This window comes from Parafrankia elaeagni, from assembly GCF_000374165.1.
GTDB classification, from domain to species: domain Bacteria; phylum Actinomycetota; class Actinomycetes; order Frankiales; family Frankiaceae; genus Parafrankia; species Parafrankia elaeagni.
Window position 1 is genome coordinate 27151 of sequence record NZ_KB893740.1, and the last position, 26679, is coordinate 53829.

Sequence of the window (26679 nt, forward strand, 5' to 3'; positions counted from 1 at the left end):
ACCCCGCCTCGGCCAGCGGAGGGGTGGTCTAGGCGGCCGAGTGGGGCGAGGCGTCGAGGACGGCGCGGGCCGGCGGCGGGTCCGGCGGTCGCGGATCGTGCGCTCGCCGACCGTCGGGGCGGAAGACGATCACGTCCTGGTGGACCGGGTAGGCCCGTGCCCGGGAGGTCGGCCGGTCCGTGCCGAGGTCCCGGGTATAGGGGACGGCGGTGAGCGCGATGGCCCGCTGCACAGGTCGCCAGCCGGTGTCCCGGCCGGCGACGGCGACCTGGCTGGCCAGGTCCATCCCGCCGGCAACGTGGTAGGCGGCGATGACGACGAGGTGCCCGCCGGGCCGAAGCAGACCCCGGTAGGCGGCCAGCCGTTCACGTAGCCGGTCACCGGCCGGACCGGCCGGCTCGGCGGGGTCGGGTGGTCCGATCGCGGTCAGGACCAGGTCGACCGGTCCGAGTCCGGCCCAGGACTCGCGGTCGGGCAGCTGGTCGAGGATCATCCCGTCGCCGCGGGCGCCACGGGCCTTCGCCAGGGTGAGCGCGGCACGGGCGGCCTCCCACCGGCCGGGGTCGGTGGCGATGCCGACGGCGTGACGGCGGGCATGCACAGCCTCGGTCACGACGGCTCCCGGCTCACAGTCCGGGTCACAGATCGTGTCTCCGGGCCGGCTGTAGACCGCGATCGCGTGGGCGGCTACCGCCGGGGAAATCGCCGCACCCCCAGGCGGCAGAGGCGGTCCGCTGGCCTGGCCGGTGGCGATGCTGTGTCGGCCGGTGGACCAGACCGTCGCCCACTGGCCGTCGCGGCGCCCTGTCTGTGGGGCCGGGCCGGTCATCGGGGCACGCCCGACGTCGGCGACACGGTGGTGTGCGTGGCGAAGAGCAGGAGATCGGTGTGCACCCGGCGGGCCACGCTCGCCCGTGGCAGCGGTCCGGGCGGCGAGTCGAGTTCGTCGAGGGGGACCTCCACCAGGATGAACCGGTCGAGCAGCGCGAGCCCGTGGCGGCCGGCGGCGGCGGTCAGCTCGACGGTGGGGTCGATCAGCCAGCCGTCGACACTGTCGCTGCGGGTGATCACCGCCAGCAGCCCGTCGGGGGTGAGCAGACGGGCCCAGGGGACACCGCGCACCCAGCCGGTCCGCGTCGGGTCCACGACCGTGACGACCAGCGGGCTGCGGTCGTGGTCCGGACCCTCGTCGGCGGAGTCGAGTCCGGGTCCGGACCCGGACCCGGACGGTGGCACCGCTCGGACGGCGGGCGCGGTCCGGACCTGGACGCGGCGGCCGAGTCGGGACACGGACTGGCCCGCATCAGCGGGCCGGTCCGCCGGTGTCTCGCGGCGGCCTCTGGCGGGCGCGTCCGAGCCGGGCGGGATCAGGAGCAGGACCGGGTCGCCGGGCCGGGTGTGGGTGGTGACGAGCTGTTCGACGGCGGCCTGAAGCCAGCCGGCAGGCGGCCGGGCGGGACTGCCGGGCGGGCACGGCCAGACGGTCGCCAGCCGTCCTGCGGGGACGACAGCGCGGCCGTCGCGGTCAGGGTCCGATACGGGCATCGAGAGGTTCCTTTCACGGCGAGCGTTTTTTCGCGGCCGTAAAGAGAGACCGTCTGCTGGGCATGTCTCGGACACCAGCACGGCAACTTTTTCCAAGATTTTTCTCGCTGGGCAGTGCCTAGTCCGACCGGACCATTGATCGCTGGCAGATCGCTGGGCAGTACTCCGAAAAGCCATCGGAATCTTTTTTCAAGATTTTTCTCGCTGGCATCGCTGTCCGCCGGCCACAAAGCCCAGCAATAGTGCCCAGCGATCTTCGCTGGATGCACAACACGGCAGGTCACAGCCCTGCTGTGCAGGATCGCACTCCCGCTGGCGTCGCCTCGACCCTGAGGCTGGCACGAACGCCGAATAAAGATCGCTGTGCTTCTTCTGGACGCCAGCGATCTTTTCTGTGCATCTACCGGAAGATCGTTCTGGCTTTTCGCTGGGCGTGGCGTGGATTCCTGGGTGCTGTCCGAAATTCCGTGACAGCGAAGGACGGCGGTCATGCCCGACGGAATGTCTTCCTTTCCCGCCCGACCAGCCGGTCGCGGCGTATCCGCGCTGCCGTTGGCGACCTTGCGGGACTGCTTTGGCCTGCTGGTGGCCGGGCCGGCGCCGCTGGCGCTGGACGGGTCGGTGGTGGCGGGTCTGCCGCCGCGGATGATGGCGTTGGACGAGCTGCGTGACCTGCTGCTGGCCAGCTCCTGCCCGCAGGCCGTGCGCGACGCGGCGTGGGCGGTGGTGATCCGCCGTTCGCGGCGTGACGGTGGCGCGTGGACGGTCGGCGCGGCCGGGATGGCGCTGCCCGCGCTGCACGCGGTCTGCGCCCGACTCGGCGGCCACAGTGACCTCGACGCCGCGGACGTGCAGGCCGAGGTGCTTACCGGGTTCCTCGAAGCGGTGGCCACGGTGCGCCTGGACCTGCCGCGGATCGCCGTGCGGCTGCGCTGGGCCGCCTACCGCGCCGGGCTGGCGCTGACCGTGCAGCAGCGGGAGGCCCCGCGTCCTGATTCGGACCTGTTCCAGACCGTCGCCGCGGCTGAGGCGGTCGAGTCCGGTTCGGGACCGGCCGGTCCCGAACAGGTCCTCGCGGACGCGGTCGCCGCCGGGGTCCTGACCGGTACCGAAGCCGACCTGATCGCCTCGACCCGCCTGGAAGACCTCCCGGTCAGTGCCTGGGCGGCCCGCCACGCGACCGCGCCCCGCCAGGCGTCCCGGTTGCGCGAACGGGCCGAGCGGCGTCTCGTCGACCACCTCGCCGCCCCGGCTGCCCCCAGCCGGGCCCCGCACCCGCCGGCCGGCGAGCCTCCGCCCCGGCCCTCTCCACCGGTCGGTGCCGCCGGTTCCCACGCGCCGGTCGGCGCGCCGGCCCGTGCGGTCGCGGGGGTGCTGGCATGAGCCCGACCCCACCCGAGCACATCCGCGTCCCGCGTCCGGCCCGGCGGGTCGGATGGCACCAGGCGGTCTTGCTCGTCGCTGTTGTGGGCGTGTTCGTCCTGGCCGGCGGAGCGGCTGCGCTTGCGGCACCGCCCCCGGCAGCGCCGGTGGCGCCGGATCTGAACACGGTCCTGAACAACATCCGCAACTGGATCATGGGGATTCTCGCGCTGCTGGCGACGGTGTTTCTGAGCGTCGGCGGCGTGCGGTACCTGATCGCGAACGGTGAGCCGGGCGAGGTCGGTAAGGCCAAGGACGCGTTCCGCAACGCGGGCTGGGGCTATGGGCTGGCCGCGCTCGCGCCGGTCGTCGTCGAGGTTCTCAAGCAGATCGTCGGGGGCTAGGCCGTGACCGCCGCCTCCCGCCGCCGCGTCCAGCCCTCCGGCATACCGGGCACGCCGCCTGCCCAGACGCGCCGCCAGCTGAGCTGTTCTCGGCTTCGCGACCGCGGATGGGGCCGAGGGGCGCTGCTGGCCGGGACGGCGGCGTTCGCTCTGCTGCTGGTTGTCCTGCTGCCCGCGGTGGCCTCCGCAGCGCCCCCGCCACCGGTCCCTGCGACCGCGCCGTCCGCCGACACGCCCGCCCCTACCGGTCCGACCCCGAACCCGCAGCCTGGACCGTCCCCGATTCCACCGGGCCAGGAAGCACCGGCGACACCGGCTCCCTCCGGCGGGGACGCAACGCCCGTGCCCGACGCCCCGGACACCCCGCCCGACGACGGCGGCACGGGCAGCACTGGTGCTCCCGCCGAGCCGTGCCCGGCCGACGACCCGGACTGCGCCACCACTCCGGAGGTCCCGCCGCCCCCGAGGCCGCAGACGACGCCGGAGGCGCCGGACACCGGCGGTGATGGCGGCGGGATCGTCGGGTGGATCACCGACGCGATCAACGGCGCTATTACCGCGTTTTTCCGCACGTTGGTGACCGCCGCGCTGAACCCGCTGCTGGACCTGCTCGGCCGCACCTTGTTGACGACGCCGGAACCGTCGCAGCTTCCCGCGATCGGGGAACTGTGGTCGACGTCGTGGGCAATCAGCGCCACCGCCTACGGCACGCTGATCATGTTCGGTGGGATCACAGTCATGGCGCTGGGCACGGTCCAGTCCCGTATCTCGATCAAAGAAGTCGCCCCGCGTATCCCGATCGGTTTCCTCGCCGCCGGGCTGTCACAGTTCCTGGCGACGAAGGCCATCCAGATCGCGAACGTGCTACCCGGCGCGATCCTGAGCGAAGGGTTGAACCCGGACACCGCCGCCGGGCAGCTGAAGACCATCATCCTGGCGGCGATCGTGCCGACACCCGGCGGCTTCGGCAAGAGCATTTTTGTGATCTTTCTCGGACTGTTCCTCGCCGGATCGGTCGTGGCACTGCTGTGCACCTATATCGCCCGGGTCGTCATCGAGGTGGCGCTCATCGGCGCGGCACCCCTGGCGCTGGCGGGGCACGGCCATCCGCTGACCGAGAAGGTGGCCTTGTGGTGGTGGCGGGCGTTCTTCGGCTGCCTGGGTATCCAGATCGCCCAGTCGTTCGTCCTGATCGCCTCGTTCAAGGTGTTCTTCACTCCGGGCGGGTTCACCATGTTCGGCCCGACGCCGGACGGGGTCGTGAACCTGCTGGCCGCGATCACCCTGATCTACTTCCTGTTCAAGATTCCGTTCTGGTTGATGCCGAGGATCGGCCACGGTGGTGGCGGCATTCTGGGTCGGGTCGTGCGCGCCTACGTCATGGGCCGGGCACTGGGCCTTCTCGGTGGCCGCTTCGGACGCGGCGGCGCCGGGCGCGCGGGCTCACGGGCCGGCCGAGGCCGCGGCGGGCGCGGCCGGGGTCGGGGTGGGCGTGGAAGGGGCCGGCCGGGCGGAGGCCCGGGAAACGGACCATCCGACCCGTACGAGCATGTCGAGGCTGACACCGACGGGCAGCTGATGCTCCCGTTGACGAGGGTGCCCCGGGTCCGCCGCCCGGGACCGGCCCGAGGTGCCCCTCGCCCGGCCCGGCCGGCGAGCCCGGCGGGCCGGTCCCGGCCGCGGCACCGCCAGCTGACCATCCCGTTCGGCCAGGCCGTCGCCCCGGGCGGGCGGTATCTGCCCCGAGACGGCGGTGCGTGGGTGGACCGTGACGGCCAGCTGCTGCTGCCGTTCGAGGTCGACCAGCCCCGCTCTGCGACCGCGGCTCCTGGGCCTGCCCGGCGTCCGGCTTCGGCGCGGGCTGGTGCGGGCCGGTCGGGTCCCGGCCGGCCGGCCTCGTCTCGGCCAGCACCGCCGAAGGCTCGGCAGCCGGAGCTCCCGTTCGATCCCTACCGGGGCATCCGCCCGGACCGCACCGGCCAGTACGCCCTCCCCTTGGAGGGCTTGCAGCGCACCCCACGCCCCACCCGGCCGGCCCCGCCTGCGCCGCGGGCGGCAGCCCGTCCGACCTCGCCGGCGCGGCCGGTCCCGCCGCGCTACCGGCAGCAGCTGTTGCCGAACATGCCCCGCCGCCCCCGCCCACCCCGCAACGGAAAGTGATCAGTCCCGATGACACATCCGGTAAGGATTCCCGCCGATGTTGATCGTGAGGACAGGATCGTGGCGAATTTGACCGCCCGCCAGGTCCTGGTCCTCACGCTCACCGGCATCGTGCTCTACCTGGCCTGGGCCGCGACCCGTGCCCTGCTGCCGCTGCCCGCGTTCGCCCTGCTCGCGGTGCCGGTCGCCGTGGGCGCCGGTGTTCTCGTCCTGGGCCAACGTGACGGGCTGTCGCTGGACCGGCTGCTGGTCGCCGCGATTCGCCAGCGCACCAGCCCACGGCATCGGATCAACGCCCCCGAAGGGGTGGTCGCGGCGCCGTCGTGGCTGGCCGCCCGCGCCACCAGCGGCCCCGATGAACGGAGACCGGCCGCCGGTGGGCAGAGCGCGGCGCCGCTGCGGCTGCCGGCCCGCACCATCACCGGCCAGGCCGGGGTCGGCGTGATCGACCTCGGTGCGGACGGGCTGGCGGTGGTCGCGGTCGCGAGCACGGTGAACTTCGCGCTGCGCACGCCGGGGGAGCAGGACGGGCTGGTCGCCGTGTTCGCCCGATACCTGCACTCCCTCACCGCGCCGGTGCAGATCCTCGTGCGGGCGATGCCCGCGGACCTGACCGGCCAGATCCACCTGCTCGACGACGCCGCCGAGCAGATGCCCCATCCGGCACTCGCGCACGCCGCCCGCGAACACGCCACCTACCTGGCACAGCTCGCCGACGAGATGCAGCTCCTGACCCGCCAGGTGCTGCTCGTCCTGCGTGAACCGCTCGCCGCTGCCGGCCCGGTCGATGGGCTCGGGGGAGCGTCCCCGCTGGCCGCGTTGACGGGCCGGCGGGCGGCCCGCGACGTCCGCCGCGCCGGGGCCGCTGCCCGTCGTGCCGCGCACACTCGGCTCGCCCGCCGCCTCGCCGAGGCCACCGATCTGCTCGCCCCCGCAGGGATCGTCGTCACCCCGCTGGACGCGGGCACGGCGACCAGTGTGCTGGCCGCCGCCTGCAATCCCGCCGGCCTGGTGCCACCGGCCGCGCTCGCCGCCCCCGACGAGGTCATCACCGCCGACCTCCCCGAGCCCACCGACGACTACCCGGCCTACCAGCCCCACCTCGACGACGGTGACCTGGATGACGACGGGTTCGGCGACCCGAACGCGGCGGCCGATCTCGGCTATGACGACCGCTTCGACGACCCCGACTTCTGGGACCCGCCGGCCCTGCGTCCGTCCGCCGGGCGTTCCGACGACGGCTCCCGACGGCCCGCACGACCCACAGCCCGGAAGGGACACCACCGATGAGCAGACGAGCCCGACGCCGCGCCCGCGCCCAGGCCCCCAGCCCGTCGACAGCGTCGGTGGATACCGCCGCGGCGGCGTTCGTCCCGGACGCGCTGTCGATCGCGCCCCGCCACCTGGACGTGGGCGGGGACTTCCTCGCCACGATGGCGATCACCGGCTATCCCCGTGAGGTCCACGCAGGCTGGCTCGCCCCGCTGGTGACCTACCCGGGCCGGGTCGACGTGGCGGTGCATGTCGAGTCGATCGACCCGGTCACCGCGGCGAACCGGCTCCGCCGCCAGCTGTCGAAGCTGGAGTCCGGCCGGCAGCTCGGCGATGAGCGGGGCCGGCTGGTCGACCCGCAGGTCGAGGCGGCGACCGAGGACGCCTACGACCTGTCCGCCCGCGTCGCCCGCGGCGAAGGCAAACTCTTCCGCCTCGGCCTGTATCTGACCGTCCACGCGACCAGCGAAGCCGAGTTGGCCGACGAGGTCGCCGCCGTGCGGGCGCTGGCCGCCAGCCTGCTGCTGGACGCCAAACCGGTCAGCTACCGGTCCCTGCAAGGCTGGGTCAGCACCCTGCCGCTGGGCTTGGACCAGGTGCGGATGCGCCGCACCTTCGACACCGCGGCGTTGAGTGCCGCGTTCCCGTTCACCAGCCCGGATCTGCCACCCACCGACCCGACGTCCCTCGCTCCGACCGGGGTGCTGTACGGGCTGAACGTCGCCAGCAACGGGCTCGTGCACTGGGACCGGTTCGGCGACGTCGACAACCACAACGCCGTGATCCTCGGCCGTTCCGGCGCCGGCAAGTCCTACCTGGTCAAACTCGACTCCCTGCGCTCCCAGTACCGCGGCGTCGAAGTGCATGTGGTCGACCCCGAGGACGAGTACGCCCGCCTCGCCGCCGCGGTCGGCGGCAGCTACCTGCATCTCGGCGGTGACGGGGTGCGGATCAACCCGTTCGACCTGCCGATCCAGACCACTCCCGATGGCCGGCGGACCGCGCCCCGCGACGCGCTGGTGCGGCGCAGCCTGTTCCTGCACACCGTGATCTCGGTGCTGGTCGGCCAGGTGACGGCGGCCGAACGGGCAGCTCTCGATGCGGCGATCACCGCGACCTACCAGGCGGTGGGGATCAGCTCCGACCCGCGCAGCTGGGGCCGACCGGCGCCGCTGCTGGCGGATCTCGCCACCACTCTCGCCCGCTCCGACGACCCGGCGGCGGTGGCGCTCGGTGCCCGCCTGCACCCCTACACGGCGGGGGCGTTCTCGGGTCTGTTCGACGGGCCGACCACCGGCAGCGGCGACGGCCACCTGGTGGTCTACTCGCTGCGCGACCTGGCCGACGAACTGAAGCCCATCGGGACCCTGCTCGTCCTCGATGCGATCTGGCGACGGGTCTCCAACCCGGCCGACCGCCGGCCACGCCTCGTGGTCGTCGACGAGGCATGGCTGCTGATGCGCCAACCCGCAGGCGCGGACTTCCTGTTCCGCATGGCCAAGAGTGCCCGCAAGTACTGGGCCGGGCTCACCGTCGCGACCCAGGACACAGCGGACGTGCTCGCGACCGATCTCGGCAAGGCGATCGTCACCAACGCCGCCACCCAGATCTTGTTGAGGCAGGCACCGCAGGCGATCGACGAGATCACCGCCGTGTTCGACCTGTCCCAGGGCGAGCGGCAGTTCCTGCTCTCCGCCGACCGCGGTCAAGGACTGCTCGCGGCGGGGGCACAGCGGGTCGCGTTCCAGGCCCTGGCCTCGGACGTCGAGCACCGCCTGGTCACGACGAACCCGGCCGAACTCGCCGCCGACCCCGACGGCGCGGGCGACGACGGCTTCTTCGATCTTGCCGTACCGGCTGACCCGGGCGATGACGACGGCCAGATCTACCTCGACCCCGCCTGACCGTCGTAGCCGCATGGAGATCGTGACCATGGACCTGTTTACCGCGGCAGCCACCACGCCGTCTTCACCGATCGCCACCTCCCCGGCCGACCCCTGGAGCGTCCTCCACGAGCTACTGGATCATCTGCGGGCGTGGGCGCCGGTCTGGGGACCCGTCGCCGGCCCGCTGCTTGCCATCACCGCCGCCGGCCTGTTCACCCTGCGGCGGCGGATGCGCCGCCGCTACCAGCAACGACTCACCACCGGTGCCCGCCTCGTCACCGTCCTGGCCCCACCCACCGTCGACCCGGCGGGCGCGGGCGCACTGTGGGCGAACCTGCTCGGTCTGCTCCGTCCCGGCTGGCGACGTCTGATCGGCCAGCCGCATCTGGTGTGGGAGTACCAGTTCACCGCCGACGGGGTCCGTATCCAGATCTGGGTGCCCGGCGTCGTCCCGGACGGGTTCGTCGAACGCGCCGTCGAGGCGGCCTGGCCCGGAGCGCATACCCGCACCACCCCCGCCCGCGCGCCACTGCCCGTCGCCGCCCGGCCCGGCCGGCGGCTGCTGGCAGCCGGGGGTGAACTGCGCCTCGCCCGGCCCGAGGCGCTCCCGATCCGGGTCGACCATGACGCTGACCCGATCCGCGCCCTGCTTGGCGCGCCCGGCAGCCTCGCCCGCAACCAACGGGCGGCGGTGCAGATCCTGGCCCGACCCGTCACCGGCCGCCGCGTCGCCCGGTCCCGCCAGGCCGCCCGCCGGCTGCGCTCCGGCGGCTCCGCGCACCTGATCGGCGGGCTGCTGGACCTGCTAACCCCCCACACCGGCCGCACCCGGCAGCGCCGCCGGACAGCGACCAGCACGGTGAAGGTCGACCCGCAGACGTCGCTGGCGCAGTCCGCGGAAGACCGCGCCATCGTCACCAAGCAGCGCGGCGCCCCCTACGAGGTCCGCGTCCGCTACGCCATCGCCGCGATCCTCGACGAGCAGACCGACGAGACCACCGCCGCCCAGGTGACCAGCCAGCTGCGCGGCCGGGCGCACGCGATCGCGTCGGCGTTCGCGGCCTACGGCGAGCACAACTACTACCGCCGCGTCCGGCTGCGCCATCCGCTACCCGTCCTGGCCGCCCGGCAGTTCGGCCGTGGCGACCTGCTCTCGGTCGCCGAACTCGGCGCGCTGGCCCACCTGCCGGTGGACGAGGCGACCCCCGGCCTGCAACGCGCCGGCGCGAAAGCAGTCGCCCCGCCGCCCGGCGTCGCCGGCCCCGGCCCGAACGTCCGCCCCATCGGGCGGACCGACGCCGGACACGCGCGGTCGGTCGGCCTGCGGGTCCCCGACGCCCGGCATCACACGCACGTCCTCGGCGCGACCGGCGCCGGCAAGTCCGAACTGCTCGCCCGCATGACCTTGGACGACGTCGCCGCCGGTCGGGGCGTGGTCAATGTCGACCCGAAGGGCGACCAGATCATCGACATCCTCGCCCGCTACCCCCTCGACGCCCTCGACCGCCTCGTCCTGTTCGACGCCGAGTCGTCCGGCCGGCCACCGTGCCTGAACCCGCTGGACCAGCCCGACCGGCAACGGGCCGTCGACAACCTGGTCAGCATCTTCAGCCGCGTGTACGCCGACTCGTGGGGGCCACGCACCGAGGACATCTTCCGTGCCGGCCTACTCACCCTCGCCGCCCAACCCGGCGTCCCCGTCCTCACCGACCTCCCGAAGCTGCTGACCGACACCGCCTACCGGCACCGGGCACTCGGGGAGATCAACGACGACATCCTGGCCGGCTTCTGGACCTGGTACGAAGCCCTCTCCGACGCCGCCCGCGGCCACGTCGTCGCCCCACTGATGAACAAACTCCGCGGCTTCCTGCTGCGGCCGTTCGTGCGGGCCGCGATCGCCGCCGGCCCCTCCACCGTCGACATGGACGCCGTGCTCAACGACGGCGGGGTGTGCCTGGTCCGCATCGCCCAGGACGCCCTCGGCGTCGAAACCGCGGCGCTGATGGGCTCGATCGTCGTGTCCGCGGTCTGGCAGTCCACCACCCGCCGCGCCCGCCTACCTCAAGGGAAAAGACCGGACGCCAGTTTGTACCTGGATGAGGCGCACCATTTCCTCACGCTTCCGTACGCGCTGGAAGACATGCTCGCCGCCGCCCGTGGCTACCGGCTCGGAATCACCCTGGCGCACCAGAACCTTGTCCAGCTGCCTCGGCATCTGGAAGAGAGCATCGGCGCCAACGCCCGGTCGAAAATCTATTTCACGGTGAGCCCTGCGGACGCGAAACGGCTCGCCCGGCACACCGAGCCCCGGCTCGCCGAGCACGACCTGGCCAACCTCGGCCGGTTCACCGTCGCGGCCCGCCTCGTCGTCGGCGGCGAGGAAGCCCCCGCGTTCACGGTCGTCACGGAGAAGCTGCCCCCGCCGGTGCCGGGCCGCGCCGTCCAGATCCGTCGGGCCCTGCGCCGGCGCGCCGCCGCGCCCGCCACCCCGGCGCCCACCGGTCCACGGCCGCAGCCCACCGCCGACCCACGCCGCGCCCCCTGACCACACGCACCTATCCCGCCTCGAAGGACTCCCCGATGGTCAAACCGCTGCCGCAGCGTGCCCTACGGGCCCCGATGCGTCCCACCGCCCGCGTCGTCGCCGATGCCGAACACCTCACCAACCTGACCCCCCACCTCAGCCCCCGCGACCGGTGGGTCGCCCGGCTCCTCTACGAGCACCGGGTCCTGACCACCCACCAGCTTGTCCAGGCCGGCTGGCCCACTCGGCGCACCGCGAACGAGAGGTTGCTCAAGCTCTACCGCTGGCGTGTCATCGACCGCTTTCAGCCGCTGAGCCCCGTCGGTGAAGGCATGCCGCCCGCGCACTACGTCTGTGACGTCGCCGGGGCTGCGATCCTCGCCGCCGAAGACGGCGTCGACCTGGCCTCGACCGGCTACCGGCACGAGCGGGCCCTCGGGGTCGCCTACTGGCCCCAGCTCGCCCACCGTGTCGCTGTCAACGGCTTCTTCACCCACCTCATCGCCCACGCCCGCAGACCGGACCCGGCCGGCACGCTCACCGCCTGGTGGTCCGAAGCCCGCACCCGGGCCGCGTTCGGTGACATCGTCCGCCCCGACGCCTACGGCCGCTGGACCAGCCGGGGCAGCGACCTCGAATGGTTCCTCGAACTCGACTGGGCCACCGAGCCCTACGCGCGTCTCGCTGCGAAGATCGACAAATATGGGCGGCTCGCCACCGCGACCGGGATCACCACGCCGGTGCTGTTCTGGTTCCCGACCGACGGGCGGGAGACCCGCGCCCGGCGTGCTCTGGCCGAGGCTGTCGCCGGGCTCGACCAGCCGCACACCGTCCCGGTCGCGACCACTGCCGCCACGCTCGCCCCGCCCGACGACCAGCTCGACCCGGCCCTCGCCCGCTGGCTGCCTCTCACCGCCAGCCGCGCCGGCCGGCTCACCCTCGACCAGCTGCCCCGGGCTTGGCCCCGGCTGCCCGCACCCGCGCCGGTGTCCGACCGGCCGGACGCCATCCCCACCGGGGCGGGCCTGCGCCCGCCCGCGCCTATGCCACCCGAGAAGTACCGGGGGTGAGCGGCCACGACCAGATACCTCGCCGGAGCGGTCGCAGCGGTGGTGCTGCTCATCGTGATGATGGGAGCCGCCGCCGCGGGGGCGGCCGAACGCGTCCTGTGCCTACCGGTCCTCGGCTGGTTCCTCGGCTGCAACAGCGGCGGAAGCCCCAGCCAGACCGCCCTCGACGACATCCCCGCCGACTACCTGAACCTCTACATGCAGGCCGCCCCCACCTGCCCCGGCCTGTCCTGGACGACCCTCGCCGCCATCGGCAAAGTCGAATCAGACCATGGTCGCAGTCGGCTTCCGGGTGTGGCCAGCGGCACCAACAGCGCCGGGGCCGCCGGGCCCATGCAGTTCCTCGCCCCAACGTTCGCCGAGGTTGCCGCCCGCCACCCGCTACCGGCGGGTGGCGCGAACCCGCCGTCGCTCTACAACCCCCAGGACGCCGTCTACGCCGCGGCGGCGTACCTCTGCGACAATCATGCCGCAGCCGATCTGACCGGTGCTCTGTGGGCCTATAACCATTCAGACGCCTACGTCGCGCAGGTCGTCACCCAGGCCACCGAGTACAGCTCGACCGGCGGCGGTTTCGGAGCCGACACCAGCCCGTCCGACGCCGGCTACGCCGCTGTCATCTACGCCCAGGGCCAGCTCGGCATCCCCTACCTGTGGGGTGGAGACGGGCCGGCCGACGGCGGCTTCGACTGCTCCGGGCTCACCAGGGCCGCCTACCAGGCCGCCGAGATCGACCTGCCCCGCACCGCGCAGACCCAGTACGAAGCCGGGCCTATCGTCCCGCCCGGAGAACCGCTCCAGATCGGCGACCTCGTCTTCTACGGCACCGCCGCCAACATCCACCACGTCGCGATCTACATCGGAAACGGGCAGATGATCACAGCTCCAGGTCGGAAGAAAGTGGTGAAGATATCCGGTTATAGGTGGAGCGGCGATGACTATTTTGGGGCAACCAGGCCGGGCACGTAGGGCGCTGTAGGTTCTCAAAAGAGAGGACAGTTTCTCAAAAGGGATGTCGCCCATCTGTCGCCGGCCCGACAGATCGATGAGAAAGTGGCTCGGCGTGGCGCCCTCGGGTTCGGCGGCGTGTGAGTAGGCCGCGCCAGTGGGCCCGACCTTCGTCGGAGGCGACCTCGAACGGGGGCACCGGCAGTCGCCGCGACCCGCGCATGGATCGAACTGCCCCGTACCGCCGCCAGCAAGCGAATGCAGGCCGCGCTCGACGCCGCCGGAACCGACGGCGACGCCGGCCGGCTCGCCACCGAGATCCGCGCCTACCAGGCCGGTCACGGCTCAGCCGCCCGCATCCTCACCCGCCACGGCTACCTGTTGCGCGAGTCCGACTGAGCTGCCCCCGGGCCGGCGCGTTCTGAGCTCTGCCTGTCGCCGGCGACGCGCCGATGAGCATGGCGGCGTCGGGCCTGTGCAGGTGCGGTGTGGGCCGGACCGGCGTGGATGGAGAGGTTCCATCGGGCAGGTGATGCGGAAAAATTAAGCGCTCATGGTAGGTTGATCCACGTTCAGTAAGAGGGTCGCCCTGTGGAGGGACCATGAGTGGTGGGGTCATGCCGTCGAGGTGGGCCGTCGAGCAGTTCGGCGAGCACGCAGCAGAGGTGGTGCGGCATGTGGTCACTGGCCTGGTCCGTGGCCAGCGGGCAGCCCGTCTGGTGCAGGAGACGGCCGAGCGCGAGGGGGCTGGGGACAAGCGGGCATACGGCAGCATGTGGGCCAGCCGCTACAAGTTCGTCGTCGAGCAGTTTGAGCTGGCCGACCTGCGCGGCTATCAGGCCCACAGGCCCAAGGGTGCCTCGTACAGCCTGGCTGTGATCAACGGACGGGTGCTGATCCCGTTCCGTCACGCGACGTCGCTGAAGGAGCCGATCTCCAGCGCGAAGCTGAGTAACAAGATCCCCCGCGAGGTCTCGCGGAACAACGGCGTGGAACCGGGTCCGACGCTGTTCGACGTCCCGGGTGGTGCCGGGACCACAACCAACCCGACAGTGGCCCAAGCTGCCGCGGCAGCTAAGGCAGAGAACCTGGTGGTGATCTACGTCGCGTACGTCGCCAACGCCGACAGCGACGAGGTGTTGGCTGCCTGGTGGGGCACACCGAAGTCGCTGGAGGACGACGGCACCATGCTGTGGTCGCCTGAGCGGCTCGACATGACCATCGCCACTACGAAGACCATTGGCGGGCGCCGTAGTGACCTGCACGTGACAGGAACGAACGCCGCGACGGTGGGCTTCGCCCAGGGCGATCTGCCGCCGCTGGGTGTAACCCCGCGCGCGGAAACCGCCGAGCGTCCCTCCGCCGAAGCAGATGAAGCCACCGCCGAAACAGAAGACGGCGATGAGTAAGGACATCCAGCCACCGCTGTTCGCCGCATCCACCACCCGCGATCCCCGCGTAGGTCGCCCAGGTACCGCACAGCCCTCCCCGGCCGATGTGCACGAAGCGTTCGACCCCACCCGGTTGACTCAGGCGCGCAATCTCGTCGGGATGACCAAGCGGCGGTTGGCCGATGAACTCGGGGTGACCCCGGCCGCGGTCAGTCAGTACGAGATGGGCACCAACCGACCTCGCCCGGATCTCCTGCCCCGGCTGGCCGAGATCCTGGAGGTTCCTCTAGCGTTCTTCTTGACAGGACGCCCTCACGCACGGTTGGACTCGTCTGCCGCGCACTTCCGCAGCCTGCGTAGCACCCGCGCCTATCAGCGCGCCAAGGCCATCTCGTTCACCGAGCAGGTCTGGGAGTTGACCTATGCCTTGGAGAAGCGTGTCCAGCTTCCCCTAGTCGACCTTCCCGGATTCACCGGCGGCGAGGTCCATCCCGGCACGGAACTACCCAGCGACCCACCCGCCGCCGCCCGTGCCCTACGAACCACGTGGAGGCTAGGCACCGGGCCGATCACCCATCTGGTGCGCCGCCTAGAAGCACACGGAATCGTCGTGCACGTCCCGCCCCGCGACGAAGATATGCGGTCGGTCGACGCCTTCTCCACCTCACGGCTACCCCGCCCGGTGATCGTGCTGACACCGAACAAAACCGACGATGTCTACCGCCACCGATTCAGCGCGGCCCACGAGTTGGGCCACTTGGTGCTGCATGGCGAGGCCACCCCCGGCGACATCACCCAGGAGCGCGAAGCGGACACCTTCGCCGCCGAGTTCCTCACTCCCCGCGAGGCGATCCTGCCCGAGCTACCCGCGCGGGCCGATCTGCACAAGCTGTCGCAGCTGCGTAGCTCCTGGGGAGTGTCAGTGAAGTCCTTGCTTTACCGCTGCCGCGAACTCGGCCTGCTGTCAGATTCAGCGGCCAGCCGTGCCTACCAGCGCCTGCACAGCCTGCAAGGGCAACCCGGCTTCGCCTCGGAACCCCCGGCCGGCTACCCCGGCGAGCTACCAGCACTGCTGTCCCAGGCGTTCGACCTTGCCTGTGACCACGGCCTGACGATCACAGACCTCGCTCGTGAACTGGCCTGGAACTTGCCGCGGGTCCGACAGATGCTCGGCATCGAAGAGCAGCGACCGGTCCTCCGCTTGCTCGGCGGCGAATCATGAGACGTGCTCCCAAGTAACATCCCGACTCCTCGATGGCGCGCTTCACTGAGCGCGTCATCGAGGACCTGTCCGATGCGGGCCGGCGGTTCGGAGCGGCTACGCGCCCCAATGCCCGCGACGCGATCCCAAGATCGCCGGTTGATGAGGAATGCGACAGGGTTCAGATAACAGCACGCTGCCAATCGAATGAGTTTTGTAGGTTCTCATCGGACACGGCCATTTCTCAGATGATGTTCTCGGTCTATCGCCTGGGACGGATCGGTGAGAAGGAGCAGCCTCAGTGCCCGTTCTAACTGATCATGGTAGCTTCTCATCGGTGCTCGGTGCTCGGTGCTCGGTGCTCGGTGGACTTGGCGCCCTGGTCAGGGAATTTCGTAATCGTCTGTGGTGCTTGCGCGTGCCGGAGAACGCCCGTTGCGGCAACCCGGGTGCTTCGCTGGTCCGGCTGCCTCGGCCGTCGCTCGCTCGGCAATCCGGCCCGAATGTAAAAACATCCTTCGCCCCCGACGATGCGACGGATCGCCTCCGCTATCAATCTAGTAGAATCGAGTAAAATGAGAGCAGCCCGGAACCTTGGCCTAGATATGCGGTCGCGGCAGCTGCGCCGCTGCGGACTGTGCGGAAACACCTCGATCCTCACCCGGAGTCATGTCCCGCCGCAGACGGCCGGAAATGATGCTGGGGTCTCGCGCATGGCGATCGTAGAAGACGGGAAACGGGCATTCCTGGGTCGACGCTCCGATGGTGGACTGTGGGTACGCGGGCTCTGCGGAGATTGCAATAACTTGGGAGGACGTCGCTATGATACTGCTTACGGAGATTTCGCTAAAGCGCTCCGCCCCTACGGCGGTGCGGCCAGACATCTCCTCGTAGAAAGAAATTCTGCCCCTGCGGTTCTCTTTGCTCCTGGCTTGGTATCGCGTGCAATCCTGCACGGTATGCACGCGCTTAGCCCTCATCTCAGAGAGAAATTTCCGATCCTGGCAGATCAACTCGCGGCTGACGAGGAAGCGGTGCGGTTGCCTCCCGGGCTTCGACTCAGAGTTGCGTTGACCTATGGGTTGACGGCGCGGGTCTCGGGAGCTGTTCACGCTCAGCGAGTGCTTGACCTAAGGGAAACCTATTATGTGTTCGCCGAGGTTTTCTTTCCTCCTCTTGCGTGGGCCCTGTGCCCACCGCATCACGAGTCTATTCTCGATCGCGAGCGGTGGGTGGACGCAACAGATTGGGTCAGATATAGCCGAGAAAGAACTTCGGTGGACCTCCGAAACATAGCCTCCGGAGTCCCGATCGTTCAGCATCCGCTGCACCAGAATCCTGATGATTGGGTCTACATGTTTTCAGACAAGATCACTCCGCTACTCGAAGGAAGGTTGCCCCACTGAAGGGGGCTAGAAGCCTTCGCGGACCACTGCTCCGGTACGCGGAAGCCGGCACACCACCAAGTTCCGCTGGTCGAGACGCGGCATCGGCTGGTCAGGACCATCACCGCTGCGCCGGCCAGGAGACTCGGTCAGCGTGACGCAGGACAGCCTTCCATGATCAGCGCATACTCATACTTTGAATAACAATACTCCGCCAGTCAACTGCGATTTATGTAGCTTCCTATAAGAGACGCCGTTTTCTCGGATGAGTTGTCGTCCGCTTGCCGTGTCCGAAATCTCGACGAGAAGGCGGTAAGCGTGTCGCCGGGCGCCTGATGCGACGATGATGGCCCGAGCGCCAACGTGAGGTCGTCAGGTGCCGATCCCCCGTGCGACGGTGCCGGTGTAGTGGCCCTGTCCGTCGAGGTTCCAGGCGATGATCCTGCGCGGTTGGATGCGGAGCACCTCGTTGGTGTCCTCCATCAGTGGCTGCTGAACGACGAGACTCTCGATGTTGCCGCGGATCTCCAGGCTGCGGCTCGGTCTGGCTTCCGGGCCCTACCGACTCCTCGGATGTGCCCCTCGGGCCCGCGGTCGTGCTCGACCTTCACGTCCATGGCAGACGGATGGGACGCAGCGGTAGATCACCGGCTAACAACCGTCCTGCCAGCCCGGCCAGGCCGACGGGAAAGATCAGGTCGCCGGTGGTGTGCAGGTCGACAACGCTCCACCAACGATGTTCGAGAAGGTCGCGGCGTTCATCGTCGTCCTGGCCTGACAGGTCGATGTCAGATGAGGTCGTGCGGGAAAAGAAGTACCAGTTCGTCGTGACGAACACGCTGCCGTGCGCGTGCCACTCGCCGGAGTCGAGCGCGATCGGGCGTCCGATCTCGGCATGGGACAGCAGGTGTCCGGTCTCTTCCGCCAGCTCCCGCAGTGCGGTCTGCGCCGGGCTCTCACCAGGGTCGATGGCGCCACCTGGAGTCAGCCATCCTTCCTGCGCCCAAGGCTCCGGCAGGTGGTGCCGGAACAGCAGCAGCCGATCGTCCGGACCCGCCAGGATGATCCGGGCGGTATCGCGGCGGGTCGGCGTGGTCATGGCCGCCGAGCATAACCGGGGTCGGGCGCCGCCACATGCCAGCAGCGGCATGGCCATCCCGACGCCTGCCGAGGGAAACGACAGATCGGTGAGACACCGCCAACGATAGATCGACAAGAACGGCCATGAAATCTTTGGCCGGCGGGAAGTAGAACGACAACAAGAATGATAACCTACAGGCGCCGCATGCGCATTCGACGCGGCGCTGACAAAGACGTGGGAAAGAAACGCCTCTGCCGGCCAGATAGCCGGCGTGGGCGGTCCCGAGCCGGCAGCTCGATGTCCGGATTCAAGCGGTGGCAGTCGTCAATGCCTTTTCGGCAGGCGGTTGGGAGCCGGCGTGATCAGGGAGAGGGTGACGAGATCGAGCGCGTTGCGGCCGGCGCGGTCCAGTCCGGCGGCGACGCGCTCGAAACTTTCTCGCGGGTCGGCCCCGGGCGGTGGGCCGGGAACCTTGTGATCGCCCGCGGGGTTGAGGATCGCCTGCTGGAGGGATGCGATGTTGTCCAGCAGGCTGCGGACGCCGTGGAGGAGGTCGGCGCGGGTCGTGTCCGCGTCCCTGGCCGCGGTCGTGGCGAGATCTGCGGCGGCCAGCCCGGGGATGGTGTTGTCGCCGAGGTCGCGTGCGAGACGGCGAGCCGCGTGGGCCAGCAGGTAGAGGAGCCTGACGGCCTCGGTGTGCCCTGCGATCCCCGTCAGGTCGGGGTCGTGCAGCGCCCGGTGCAGAGCGAGGGCGTGGGAGGCGACGCGTGCGCTGGCCGGCGCGAGCGGTGCCCGGTCGAGGGTCCAGGTGACTCGGCTGCTGTAGAAGCCGAGACCCGCGATGCCGCCGAGTATCGCCAGTCCACCCGTCGCGAAGCCGCGGATGTCGCCAGGAGGGGTGATGAACGGTGGCCACACGATCGCGCACGCGACCGCGGGAAGCATGAGCAGCAGCTGGGCGACGATCGGGATCAGCAGTCGGCGACGCTGGTAACGCCGGGCCGCCCGCAGGACCCGCCCGTCGATGGTCAGCACGTTCTCAAGCACCTCCTCCCGCACCACGGCGTCCGTCAACGCCGGGACGAACGGCAGCCACGCGGCTCCGGGGAAACACCGCCGGCCCTCACCGTTCGATGATGACCAGGGCGGCGCCGGCGGTCGCGTGGAGGTTGTTCGCGTTTGCGCGTCCTCCCGCCGAGTACGACGGGAGGACGCGGTGGATGCCGGCTGGATCACGGCCCCTGCGTTCCTGCTGTGTCGGAGGTGCTCGTGGGGTCGAGGACCTTCCACTGCTGGAGCATGTCGAGGAGTTGGTCGCGGCTGAGGGTGTAGAGGGTGGTGAGGGTGCGTAGGTCTCCTTCGCGGATCGAGAGGACGCGGCCGGCGTAGTCGTCGCGTTCCCGCTGGATCTGGGCGACCCAGCGGCGCAGCGGCCCGGCGTCGGCGGCGGGCACGTGGGCCAGGGCGGGCAGGTTGAGCACGACACGGGCGGCCTGCGGTGGGAGGGATTCGGCTTGTCCGCCGGGCAGCAGGGTGTGGATGGGGACGCCGTAGAAGTCGGCGAGCGCGGCGAGCCTCCCGATGCTGATCATGCGGTCGCCGCGTTCGTAGGAGCCGAGTGCTGCGACCTTCCACTCGCCGTCCGAGCGGGTCTCGACCTGCTGAAGGGAGTGGCCTTGCTGGGTGCGGATGGCGCGCAGTCGGGCGCCCACCTCGCGGGCATAGGAGCGGTTGTCGCTGGTCGTGGACATGCTTCCTCCCTGTGGATGGGTGGAACGGGAACGGGTGTGGGAAAGGTCGGGGTCCGTGTCCCTGCGCCACGCCGGACTGGGGGCTTCGGCCTGCGGCCGGGATCGCGGTCGGGTCCGGGGTGGGCTGCGCGGGTGCCAGTGATCAGTCCGGCAGTCCAGCCGTGCGGTGCGGCCGGAGTCGCAGGGACGCGGCCGGACAAGTACGGGCTGGGCAGAATCGCGACAGCCCCACTGGGGAAGCAGGGAGGGATTCGAGGGGGCCGCGCGACGTGGCTGGTGCCGGTCCTGTCCTACGGAGTGCCGGTGACGGCGGGGGCGGCGCCTTCGTCGAAGGGGAGATCGTCGTAGGGGTATCGGGGTGCGGCGGCCGGGTCGATGCCGTGGTCGGCGATGCGGGTGGCGCAAGCGATGGTGAAGACGCTGCCGTCGGGATAGCGGTGCTGGTAGGCGTTGAGGCCGACGGGTCGGATGGCGGTGGCGCGCAGTCCGGTGAAAGTGGCGTGGTAGCCGCGCAGCCACCGGGTGGCGGCGTGGCGGCTGCTGGTGCGGCGCAGGAGGCGGGTGCCGTCGAGGACGAGCCATCCGGTGTGGGGCCAGCCGTGCACGACGCGGTGTTCGATGATCCATCGGCGTGCCTGATGGCGGCTGCGGAACCGCCGAGGGGCGTGCGTGTCGGCGTCGTCGAGGTCGGCGAGGAACCCGTCGGTACGGGTGTGGATCGTGCCGGCGGGCCGCCAGCGGCCGGTCGGGGCGGCGAGGAGAACCCGCCACGTCTCGTGGTCGGCGGGGCCTATCCGTCGGCGGTCGCGGCGCAGACGTGCGGTCGCGAGCGCGGTGGTGTGGGCGTGGTCCCAGGCGTGGAACCGGGCAAGTCCGATGGTGTCCGCGGTGCTGATCGTGCGTCCGGTCGGGTCGGCCGCGGTGACCTGGCCGGGACCGGTCGACGTGGCGGTGAGGTGGTAGCCGGGCGGGTCCCCGTCGAGCGGGTGCAGGACGGCCGTGCGGGCGCAGCGCCGGCAGACGGGTGCGGTGGGGCCTGGTTGGTCCGAGGGACTCTGTTCGCGGAAGGGGCGACCGCAGAGGGCCACGGTCATCCCGGTAAGCGTCAGGTGGATCAGCCGAGAACGGGAAGAGACTCGAAGCATCGTGTACTGCTCCGATGGTGAACAGTGAACGAAGGGGGACATGACGATCTCCGGCGGTGCTCGCGAAGGGCAAAGGCCAGCTCCGTGCGGCGCGTCGCTGTGCGGGGATGCCTCGGCGGTCCGGGGCCGGGTGTCGCCGATGGCGATATCGGCACGCGCCGCGTACTGGGTGCGGTCGGCGGCCTGCCCAGCAGAACGGCCGCGCCGGTCAGGGGACAGCTGCGGAAGAGCGGAACAGCGTCGTCGCTGCTGGCCCTTCACCTGGGAGTGGCCGTCCGAGAACCGGAGGACCTGCCGTCACCCGCTGCTACGCGGTCAAGCCTCGGGACGGGCACCCAGCGCACCCGGCTGGCTGCCTGGCCTCTGCCCGCAGCGCGACCCGGGTGGGACCGTGGCGAGCGCGCGGGGACATGCCGGCCCGACCGACGTACGCGAACAGTGCCCGGCGGGCGCTGGCCTAGTCGGCGGTGAGCAGGCGCAGCAGGCGGAGACCGGGGAAGCCGCTGGTCGGCCTCGCCGGGAGGTGGAACGTGCTGGGCTCATCGAAGATCGGCTGGCCGGACGGCCGGCGGGTGTAGGGGGCCCAGCCGTAGTCGACGCCGTCGTCGGCGTCGTAGGCGGTCCAGACCACACATTCCTGTTCGCCGTCGCGCAGCGGCCGGACGGAGAAGGCGTGGGCTTGCAGGTTACCGGGGCTCATCTCGATGATCTGCGGGACGGCGAAGGTGAACCGGCGGGCGTGTAGGGCGTGGGCGTGGTCGGCGGCGCGGGTCTCGAAGTCGGTCCGGGCGTTCTCGCCGTGGATGTAGTCGTAGTCGGAGAGGATCTGGCGGCGGTCCCCGTCGAGGATGACGATGGCCGGGTAGTCGGTCATCCGGATGGATTGCTGGACGCGGTCCACGACGTCGGTCACCAGGGTCCAGGTGGCGTCGTTCATCGCGGCCTCCAGTGGTCCAGGAATCCCGTTCCGGAGCCCAGAGCGGTGGAACGGCGGTCGGGGTGTGGACGGCTTGTGGGTGTGTCCACCGTATGCGGAGGTGCGTGGCCCGTCGCGGGTTGGCTGTGGCGTTCTGGTGGCGCGATGCCGGTCTGGGTGGACGGGGACAGTCCCTGTGGTTCGAGGTAGGACGGTGACGATGCGGATCGTCGCCGGCTGCGGGTGTGTGGTGACGGCCGTGGGCGCTGCCGGGCGGTTGGCAGGGGCGCGCTGGCCGGCGGACTGCCCGGCTGGTCGCCGCGGGCTGGCGGCGCGCGGACCTCGCGCTCGCGGGTTCCCGCCCGGTGGGGCAGGTCAGGGACCGGTGCGTCGCAGCTTCTCGCTGAGTAGTTCTCGTAGCAGGACGAGGCCGGGGCCGCCGCCGACGTTCAGGGGGATGGAGAAGATGTAGTCCGAGTCGTCGAACGCGTCGAAGACGGGTGTGCCGTCGCGCTTGCGCCGGTAGGGGACCATCCCGGACTCGTGGCCTTCCTCCGTGTCCCAGAGCACCCACAGGATCACGTGCATCTCGCCGTCGTCCTCCAGCACGGGCCCGCCGGTGTAGGGGGAACGCAGCTGGACGGAGGTCTCGTCGTTGATGGTCTCGGGCCTGCTGATCTGCGGGACGGCCAGGATCACACGGTCGAGGTTGATGTGTTTCGCTTCCTCGGCGACCTGCCGCTCGAACGCTTCCGCGCGGGCGGGGTCACGCAGGTAGGCCGAGTTACTCAGGGTGCGTGAGGGTTCTCCTTCCAGGACCGCGATCGCGGGTTGGTCGCCTTTCGTCAGGGCGTCCTGGACCTGCTTGACGGTCATGTCGACCAGGACGTGGGACTCGAAGTTCATCGGCGGTGTCCTTCTACGGGGCGGGGTCGCAGCGGCAGCGCGGTCCGTCACCCGCGAGGGAAGTGCCGGACCGCCTTCCCCACCAGTCTGATCGCGCCAGGCCGGCCGGCACCACACCGGGCGTGTTCGCCCTGGCCCGGCATCTCGTCTGCCCCGGCCAGGCTCAGCCTTCCGATCGTGTCTGGACCGTGGTGATGTGGCGTCCCGACCGGGCTACGCACCGGTCGATCTCGGCGCGCAGCCCGGTCGTGTCACCGTGGAGCGGCAGGTCGACGGGGCTGACGAGGGCCGGACCGTCGCGCTCGGCGTCGCTGACGCGCACGCGCCTGCTGCGTGGCGGGAGAGACGGTCGCCGTCGCCGCTTCGGGCAGGGTGCGGACGCGCACAGGGTGAGGTCCGCGAAGTCGATGCGCCCGATGATCTCCCGGGTCGGCCAGGTGATCAACAGGCCGCAGGTCAGGCAGCAGTAGTGGCCCCGCCAGCGGGCCGAGCTCGGGTCGATTTCCCGGCCCCGGTGGACCGGGACGAAGCCGTCGCCCCCTGGGCTGTTGCCGCATCGGCACAGCCAGGCATCATCCATGCCCGCGCGCGCAATGTATTCACGCATGCTGATGGCTCTCTTCCTCGTGAAGGTGGTTGAGGGGAGGGAGGTGCAGGCCGCAGGCGAGACACCGCTCTGCCTGGCGGCGAGGGCGGTCGTGACAGCCGCCGCCGGCCGCCGAGGCGGTCGCGGGCGCCGGGGCGGTTCAGCGGTCCCAGGGCTCGCGGGGCAGGTGGTCGCGGGGGGTGTCCCTGGCCTGGATGACGACGTCGGTCCAGGTGGCTCCGTCCGCTTCGACCTGCTCGGCGGTGGTGAGGACCGCGCTGGCGCGGGGGGACAGCGTCCAGCCGAGGTGGCCGAACAGGGCCAGCGCGCGGGTGTCCCCGAGCGCGGAGGCGTGGACGGCGTCGAGACGCAGCTCGGCGGCCAGGTGACCGAGGAGCCCGGTCGGGTAGCCGCGGTGGAACAGCGGGACGGCCCGGGTCGGGCTGGTCATCTCGGGGGCGTGGCGGGCGGCGAGGTGGGTGAGCACGGCCATCACGGTGGTGTCGCCGATGCGGGTGTCTTCCGGGTCGTCGTCCTCGACGGTGCGCAGGACCGCCGTGTGGACGGCGTGGCCCCAGGTCCAGCCCTGCAAGCTGAGCTGCTCAGCCTCGCTGGCGAGAACGGCGGCCTTGACGGTCAGCGGGTAGCCGAGTGCGCTGAGGACGTCGGTGGCGGCATCGAGGTTGAGCAGGCTGGCCGGATCGAGGTGGCCGTTCAGCCAGAACAGGATGTGCCCGTGCAGACGGCGGGGCCAGCCGTCCCGGCCGAAGTACGGCTGGTAGGTCAGGTCGGTGGGGCGGCGGGTGATGGTGTCCTCGCCGTTGACGGTCAGGACGTGGCGGAGCCGGCCGAGGAGTTCGGCGAAGCCGAGCAGATGCGGGGTCGAGGGCATGGCGGGGCGCTCCTTCCGGGCGCAGCACGGCGGACAGGCTGATCGCAGAGCAGACGAGGAGGTCGGGGCGTGACGGCCGGACTGGCCGGACCGACAGGTGCGCGGTGGCCGAGGCGCCGACGGCGGCACGTCGGCCACCGCACGGCCTTGGGTCCGCCCTGGCCGGTGAGAACGGGTAGGTGGGGCTGGTCGGTCAGGTCCCGACCAAAGGGCAGACCGCGGTGCTCAACCGTGCTGGCCGCACGACCTGTCGAGGGGGCCGCCGGACGTTACTCAACCGGCGGAAGAGAGGCCAGGAACTCGGCGATCTTCACGGCGTGGCCGGCGTGCGTGGAGAACGTGAACTCGACCTCGCCCCGGTGCTTAAGCTCCGCACTGAAGTTCCCGATCGTCTGCTTGGGGTGGCGCCAGAAGCTGGCGACCGGAACCCAGCGGTCTCGCTGGTACTCGTCGGCCGTGCGGTCGAGTCCTGTCCACGGAAGACCGAACGCGGCCATGACGTCGCGCGCGATCTCCTCCGCGTGTTGCTGCGTTCTGCGCCGGCCGTCGAGAATCTCACACACCCGCGCCAGCTCAGCCTCGTAGCCTGGCAGGACATATCGCTGGATCTGCCGCGTAATCGCCAGCGCCGACTTGTTCGGCGCGGCATAGGTCCTGTCCCTGGGTGCGCGACCGGTCCGGTACTCGGACGCGCGGTGCGGGTAGATACCAGAGATCTCGATCTTGTCTCGCTTGCTGTAGTGCCGGCCCATTTGGACGTGTATCTTGCAGAGCGGGTTCGACTTCTTGACCAGGAAGGCATCTTCCGGCCAGTTACCGGCCTCGACCTTCCAGTCGTCTCCCAGCTCGGCGGCGACGCCCTCCGCGAGAGCCGGAAGCGGTGTGCCGGACTCGGACATGGCTGTACTCCGTTCCACGATCCCATTGGCTACTGGGTACGGGTGTAGGCGCAGTCGACGATCACGCCGTTGTGTACGCCGTCACAGGTGATCGGTCCGAGCCGACGGTCCTGCACGGTCAGGTCCTTGCGGATATCACCCTCCAGCTCGTCGATCTTCGGGCCGAACAGGGCCTCGTAGTGGTCGATCTGAGAGTCCGACGCGGTCGTCGCGTGGTCGGGGAACGCCTTCGCCCACAGCCGGAAGTAGAGCCCGTAGCCATACGACGGGAAAGGCGTGGCCTTGCTGACCTCGGTCAGCAGGCAACACGCCTCGGCAGCTGTACCGGGGCGCGTGTCCTTGCCAGCGGCGACCCGTTCGAGGATCTCCCGGAAGTGCCCCCGGTAGACGAACTCGACCGGAAAGAGGAGCGTGGTCGGGACCAGGATCGGGTAGCTGTGAAAGAGCTGGTCACGCTTACGTGGGTGGCGGGCAATCGCCTGCGTGATCTCCTGCTCGGCCCAGTCGAGGGCCGACAGTGCGGTGTTGACCAGCTCGGCGCAGTCCGCCACGATCTGGTCGAGCTTGCTTTTGGTCATGGTCGTACTCCGCGTTTCTCGGCCTGGTGTTGGCGTGTGCGCCGCAAGTCGGTGTTGCTAACCGGCGTTGTTTGGCCGCCCGGCCTCACGTAGGCGCGGAGCCCCGATCGGGAAGGGTTCCCGCTAGTCCACGAACGCCGCCCACCGGGCACCGTCGTGGGCGAAGAAGGCGATCTGAATGGCGACCTTGGGGTTGAGTTCCCGGGCGATCTCCGCCGCTCGCTCGATGACCTCCAACGCCGTTCTTCGGTCCTCGAACAGGCGCGGGAAAGCCTCGACCCGAACATCGGCAGTCCAGAGAGAGAGCGATTCTTGTTGTGGGCCAGCGCCACGCTGTAGAGCGGCGTGTTCTTCTGGGCCATCGCACCCTCGACCGCTTCCGGGTGCGGAACGAGGGCCTGGCGTAGATGCGGCTCCGGGGCCACGGCGGTGATGCGTGTGCGACGCGGCATCGTCGTCCGGTCTTCGGAAGAATTCAGTCAGGTAGCCCGTCCGGGCCCAGGGCTGCGCGAAGATCGCCTAGTGTGACGATCCATTGCCCTATGTAGCCAGGTAGTGGAGTGCCCGGTAGCGGTCGCCGGCGATGCGCTCGAGGGTTTCCTTGACCTTTCGGACTCCGTGGAGGCGGAGGAGACTCAGCGCGAGGTTGCGGATGGTGGCGAGGTTTCTGGGCCCGTTTCCTCGGGAGGCGTGGCAGGCGTCCTCGCGCCAGGCGGTGTCGCGGATGTAGTGGAGGCGGTTCTCGATTCCCCAGTGCAGGCGGACGTGGGTGTGGAT

At 70.5% G+C, this 26679-nt stretch carries 23 protein-coding genes and 1 pseudogene; 11 read left to right on the forward strand and 13 right to left on the reverse strand.

What is annotated here, in order from left to right; all coding sequences use genetic code 11:
* Nucleotides 1-28: 28 nt before the first annotated feature.
* A complete protein-coding gene (locus B207_RS0121510) occupies nt 29-613 on the reverse strand; it encodes an SAM-dependent methyltransferase (protein WP_230205156.1) in 585 nt (194 codons plus the stop codon).
* Between the two features lie 212 nt (nt 614-825).
* A complete protein-coding gene (locus tag B207_RS0121515; protein WP_018638665.1) occupies nt 826-1545 on the reverse strand; it encodes a hypothetical protein in 720 nt (239 codons plus the stop codon).
* Nucleotides 1546-2034: 489 nt separating this feature from the next.
* Between B207_RS0121515 and B207_RS0121520 the strand changes: the two genes are divergently transcribed.
* From B207_RS0121520 to B207_RS0121570, 11 genes are all read left to right on the forward strand, one after another.
* Nucleotides 2035-2928, forward strand: a complete 894-nt coding sequence (locus B207_RS0121520; protein WP_026311298.1) for a hypothetical protein — start codon at nt 2035-2037, stop codon at nt 2926-2928.
* Nucleotides 2925-3311, forward strand: a complete 387-nt coding sequence (locus B207_RS0121525; RefSeq protein ID WP_018638667.1) for a pilin — start codon at nt 2925-2927, stop codon at nt 3309-3311. Before B207_RS0121520 ends, B207_RS0121525 begins: the two co-directional genes overlap by 4 nt.
* A gap of 342 nt (nt 3312-3653) precedes the next feature.
* On the forward strand, nt 3654-5471 hold the full coding sequence (locus B207_RS0121530) for a hypothetical protein (protein ID WP_018638668.1): 1818 nt from the start codon (nt 3654-3656) through the stop codon (nt 5469-5471).
* Nucleotides 5472-5480: 9 nt separating this feature from the next.
* Complete coding sequence (locus B207_RS0121535; protein ID WP_026311300.1) at nt 5481-6761, forward strand: PrgI family protein; 1281 nt, start codon at nt 5481-5483, stop codon at nt 6759-6761.
* On the forward strand, nt 6758-8647 hold the full coding sequence (locus tag B207_RS0121540) for a VirB4 family type IV secretion system protein (RefSeq protein WP_026311301.1): 1890 nt from the start codon (nt 6758-6760) through the stop codon (nt 8645-8647). The genes B207_RS0121535 and B207_RS0121540 overlap by 4 nt, the downstream gene beginning before the upstream one ends.
* Before the next feature lie 28 nt (nt 8648-8675).
* The gene (locus B207_RS0121545; protein WP_026311302.1) at nt 8676-11174 is read left to right on the forward strand and encodes a serine-rich family protein; all 2499 of its coding nucleotides are present in this window, start codon (nt 8676-8678) and stop codon (nt 11172-11174) included.
* Between the two features lie 35 nt (nt 11175-11209).
* Nucleotides 11210-12223 carry a replication-relaxation family protein gene (locus B207_RS0121550; RefSeq protein ID WP_018638672.1) on the forward strand — a complete coding sequence of 338 codons (1014 nt, stop codon included), beginning with the start codon at nt 11210-11212 and terminating at the stop codon, nt 12221-12223.
* A 39-nt stretch (nt 12224-12262) separates the two neighbouring features.
* Nucleotides 12263-13192 (forward strand): C40 family peptidase, encoded by a 930-nt coding sequence (locus B207_RS0121555; protein ID WP_018638673.1) that lies wholly within the window; start codon nt 12263-12265, stop codon nt 13190-13192.
* Nucleotides 13193-13429: 237 nt separating this feature from the next.
* On the forward strand, nt 13430-13570 hold the full coding sequence (locus B207_RS39985; protein WP_018638674.1) for a hypothetical protein: 141 nt from the start codon (nt 13430-13432) through the stop codon (nt 13568-13570).
* 203 nt (nt 13571-13773) lie between these two features.
* Nucleotides 13774-14580: a hypothetical protein gene (locus tag B207_RS0121565; RefSeq protein WP_026311303.1), complete on the forward strand. Its 807-nt coding sequence runs from the start codon at nt 13774-13776 to the stop codon at nt 14578-14580.
* An 88-nt stretch (nt 14581-14668) separates the two neighbouring features.
* Nucleotides 14669-15784, forward strand: a complete 1116-nt coding sequence (locus B207_RS0121570; protein WP_018638676.1) for a helix-turn-helix domain-containing protein — start codon at nt 14669-14671, stop codon at nt 15782-15784.
* 1971 nt (nt 15785-17755) lie between these two features.
* Here the strand turns inward: B207_RS0121570 and B207_RS0121580 are convergent.
* The 11 genes and pseudogenes from B207_RS0121580 to B207_RS40750 form a co-directional block, all read right to left on the reverse strand.
* Nucleotides 17756-18247 (reverse strand): NUDIX hydrolase, encoded by a 492-nt coding sequence (locus tag B207_RS0121580; RefSeq protein ID WP_018638678.1) that lies wholly within the window; start codon nt 18245-18247, stop codon nt 17756-17758.
* Nucleotides 18248-18553: 306 nt separating this feature from the next.
* Nucleotides 18554-19303 carry a hypothetical protein gene (locus B207_RS0121585; RefSeq protein WP_018638679.1) on the reverse strand — a complete coding sequence of 250 codons (750 nt, stop codon included), beginning with the start codon at nt 19301-19303 and terminating at the stop codon, nt 18554-18556.
* Nucleotides 19304-19461: 158 nt separating this feature from the next.
* Nucleotides 19462-19980, reverse strand: a complete 519-nt coding sequence (locus tag B207_RS0121590) for a transcriptional regulator (protein WP_018638680.1) — start codon at nt 19978-19980, stop codon at nt 19462-19464.
* 290 nt (nt 19981-20270) lie between these two features.
* A complete protein-coding gene (locus B207_RS0121595) occupies nt 20271-21125 on the reverse strand; it encodes a hypothetical protein (RefSeq protein ID WP_051102608.1) in 855 nt (284 codons plus the stop codon).
* 457 nt (nt 21126-21582) lie between these two features.
* Nucleotides 21583-22062 (reverse strand): hypothetical protein, encoded by a 480-nt coding sequence (locus B207_RS0121600; RefSeq protein WP_018638682.1) that lies wholly within the window; start codon nt 22060-22062, stop codon nt 21583-21585.
* A gap of 354 nt (nt 22063-22416) precedes the next feature.
* Entirely contained in the window at nt 22417-22947 is a 531-nt protein-coding gene (locus B207_RS0121605) for a hypothetical protein (protein WP_018638683.1), read from the reverse strand.
* Between the two features lie 163 nt (nt 22948-23110).
* Entirely contained in the window at nt 23111-23554 is a 444-nt protein-coding gene (locus B207_RS40745) for a hypothetical protein (RefSeq protein WP_018638684.1), read from the reverse strand.
* A 139-nt stretch (nt 23555-23693) separates the two neighbouring features.
* Nucleotides 23694-24425 carry a hypothetical protein gene (locus B207_RS0121615; RefSeq protein ID WP_018638685.1) on the reverse strand — a complete coding sequence of 244 codons (732 nt, stop codon included), beginning with the start codon at nt 24423-24425 and terminating at the stop codon, nt 23694-23696.
* 269 nt (nt 24426-24694) lie between these two features.
* Nucleotides 24695-25324: a hypothetical protein gene (locus B207_RS0121620; RefSeq protein WP_018638686.1), complete on the reverse strand. Its 630-nt coding sequence runs from the start codon at nt 25322-25324 to the stop codon at nt 24695-24697.
* A 29-nt stretch (nt 25325-25353) separates the two neighbouring features.
* Nucleotides 25354-25902, reverse strand: coding sequence for a hypothetical protein (locus B207_RS0121625; RefSeq protein WP_018638687.1), 549 nt, complete (start codon nt 25900-25902; stop codon nt 25354-25356).
* A gap of 540 nt (nt 25903-26442) precedes the next feature.
* Nucleotides 26443-26679, reverse strand: a pseudogene (locus B207_RS40750) (ISAs1 family transposase); the annotation flags it as partial.

What these genes read in the sequence shown, in the direction of transcription:
- B207_RS0121515 (WP_018638665.1), bottom strand. Translation starts at nt 1,545, where the DNA reads ATGCCCGTATCGGACCCTGACCGCGACGGCCGCGCTGTCGTCCCCGCA.
- B207_RS0121520 (WP_026311298.1), top strand. Translation starts at nt 2,035, where the DNA reads ATGCCCGACGGAATGTCTTCCTTTCCCGCCCGACCAGCCGGTCGCGGC.
- B207_RS0121525 (WP_018638667.1), top strand. Translation starts at nt 2,925, where the DNA reads ATGAGCCCGACCCCACCCGAGCACATCCGCGTCCCGCGTCCGGCCCGG.
- B207_RS0121535 (WP_026311300.1), top strand. Translation starts at nt 5,481, where the DNA reads ATGACACATCCGGTAAGGATTCCCGCCGATGTTGATCGTGAGGACAGG.
- B207_RS0121540 (WP_026311301.1), top strand. Translation starts at nt 6,758, where the DNA reads ATGAGCAGACGAGCCCGACGCCGCGCCCGCGCCCAGGCCCCCAGCCCG.
- B207_RS0121545 (WP_026311302.1), top strand. Translation starts at nt 8,676, where the DNA reads ATGGACCTGTTTACCGCGGCAGCCACCACGCCGTCTTCACCGATCGCC.
- B207_RS0121550 (WP_018638672.1), top strand. Translation starts at nt 11,210, where the DNA reads ATGGTCAAACCGCTGCCGCAGCGTGCCCTACGGGCCCCGATGCGTCCC.
- B207_RS39985 (WP_018638674.1), top strand. Translation starts at nt 13,430, where the DNA reads ATGCAGGCCGCGCTCGACGCCGCCGGAACCGACGGCGACGCCGGCCGG.
- B207_RS0121565 (WP_026311303.1), top strand. Translation starts at nt 13,774, where the DNA reads ATGAGTGGTGGGGTCATGCCGTCGAGGTGGGCCGTCGAGCAGTTCGGC.
- B207_RS0121580 (WP_018638678.1), bottom strand. Translation starts at nt 18,247, where the DNA reads ATGACCACGCCGACCCGCCGCGATACCGCCCGGATCATCCTGGCGGGT.
- B207_RS0121590 (WP_018638680.1), bottom strand. Translation starts at nt 19,980, where the DNA reads ATGTCCACGACCAGCGACAACCGCTCCTATGCCCGCGAGGTGGGCGCC.
- B207_RS0121595 (WP_051102608.1), bottom strand. Translation starts at nt 21,125, where the DNA reads ATGCTTCGAGTCTCTTCCCGTTCTCGGCTGATCCACCTGACGCTTACC.
- B207_RS0121600 (WP_018638682.1), bottom strand. Translation starts at nt 22,062, where the DNA reads ATGAACGACGCCACCTGGACCCTGGTGACCGACGTCGTGGACCGCGTC.
- B207_RS0121605 (WP_018638683.1), bottom strand. Translation starts at nt 22,947, where the DNA reads ATGAACTTCGAGTCCCACGTCCTGGTCGACATGACCGTCAAGCAGGTC.
- B207_RS40745 (WP_018638684.1), bottom strand. Translation starts at nt 23,554, where the DNA reads ATGCGTGAATACATTGCGCGCGCGGGCATGGATGATGCCTGGCTGTGC.
- B207_RS0121615 (WP_018638685.1), bottom strand. Translation starts at nt 24,425, where the DNA reads ATGCCCTCGACCCCGCATCTGCTCGGCTTCGCCGAACTCCTCGGCCGG.
- B207_RS0121620 (WP_018638686.1), bottom strand. Translation starts at nt 25,324, where the DNA reads ATGTCCGAGTCCGGCACACCGCTTCCGGCTCTCGCGGAGGGCGTCGCC.
- B207_RS0121625 (WP_018638687.1), bottom strand. Translation starts at nt 25,902, where the DNA reads ATGACCAAAAGCAAGCTCGACCAGATCGTGGCGGACTGCGCCGAGCTG.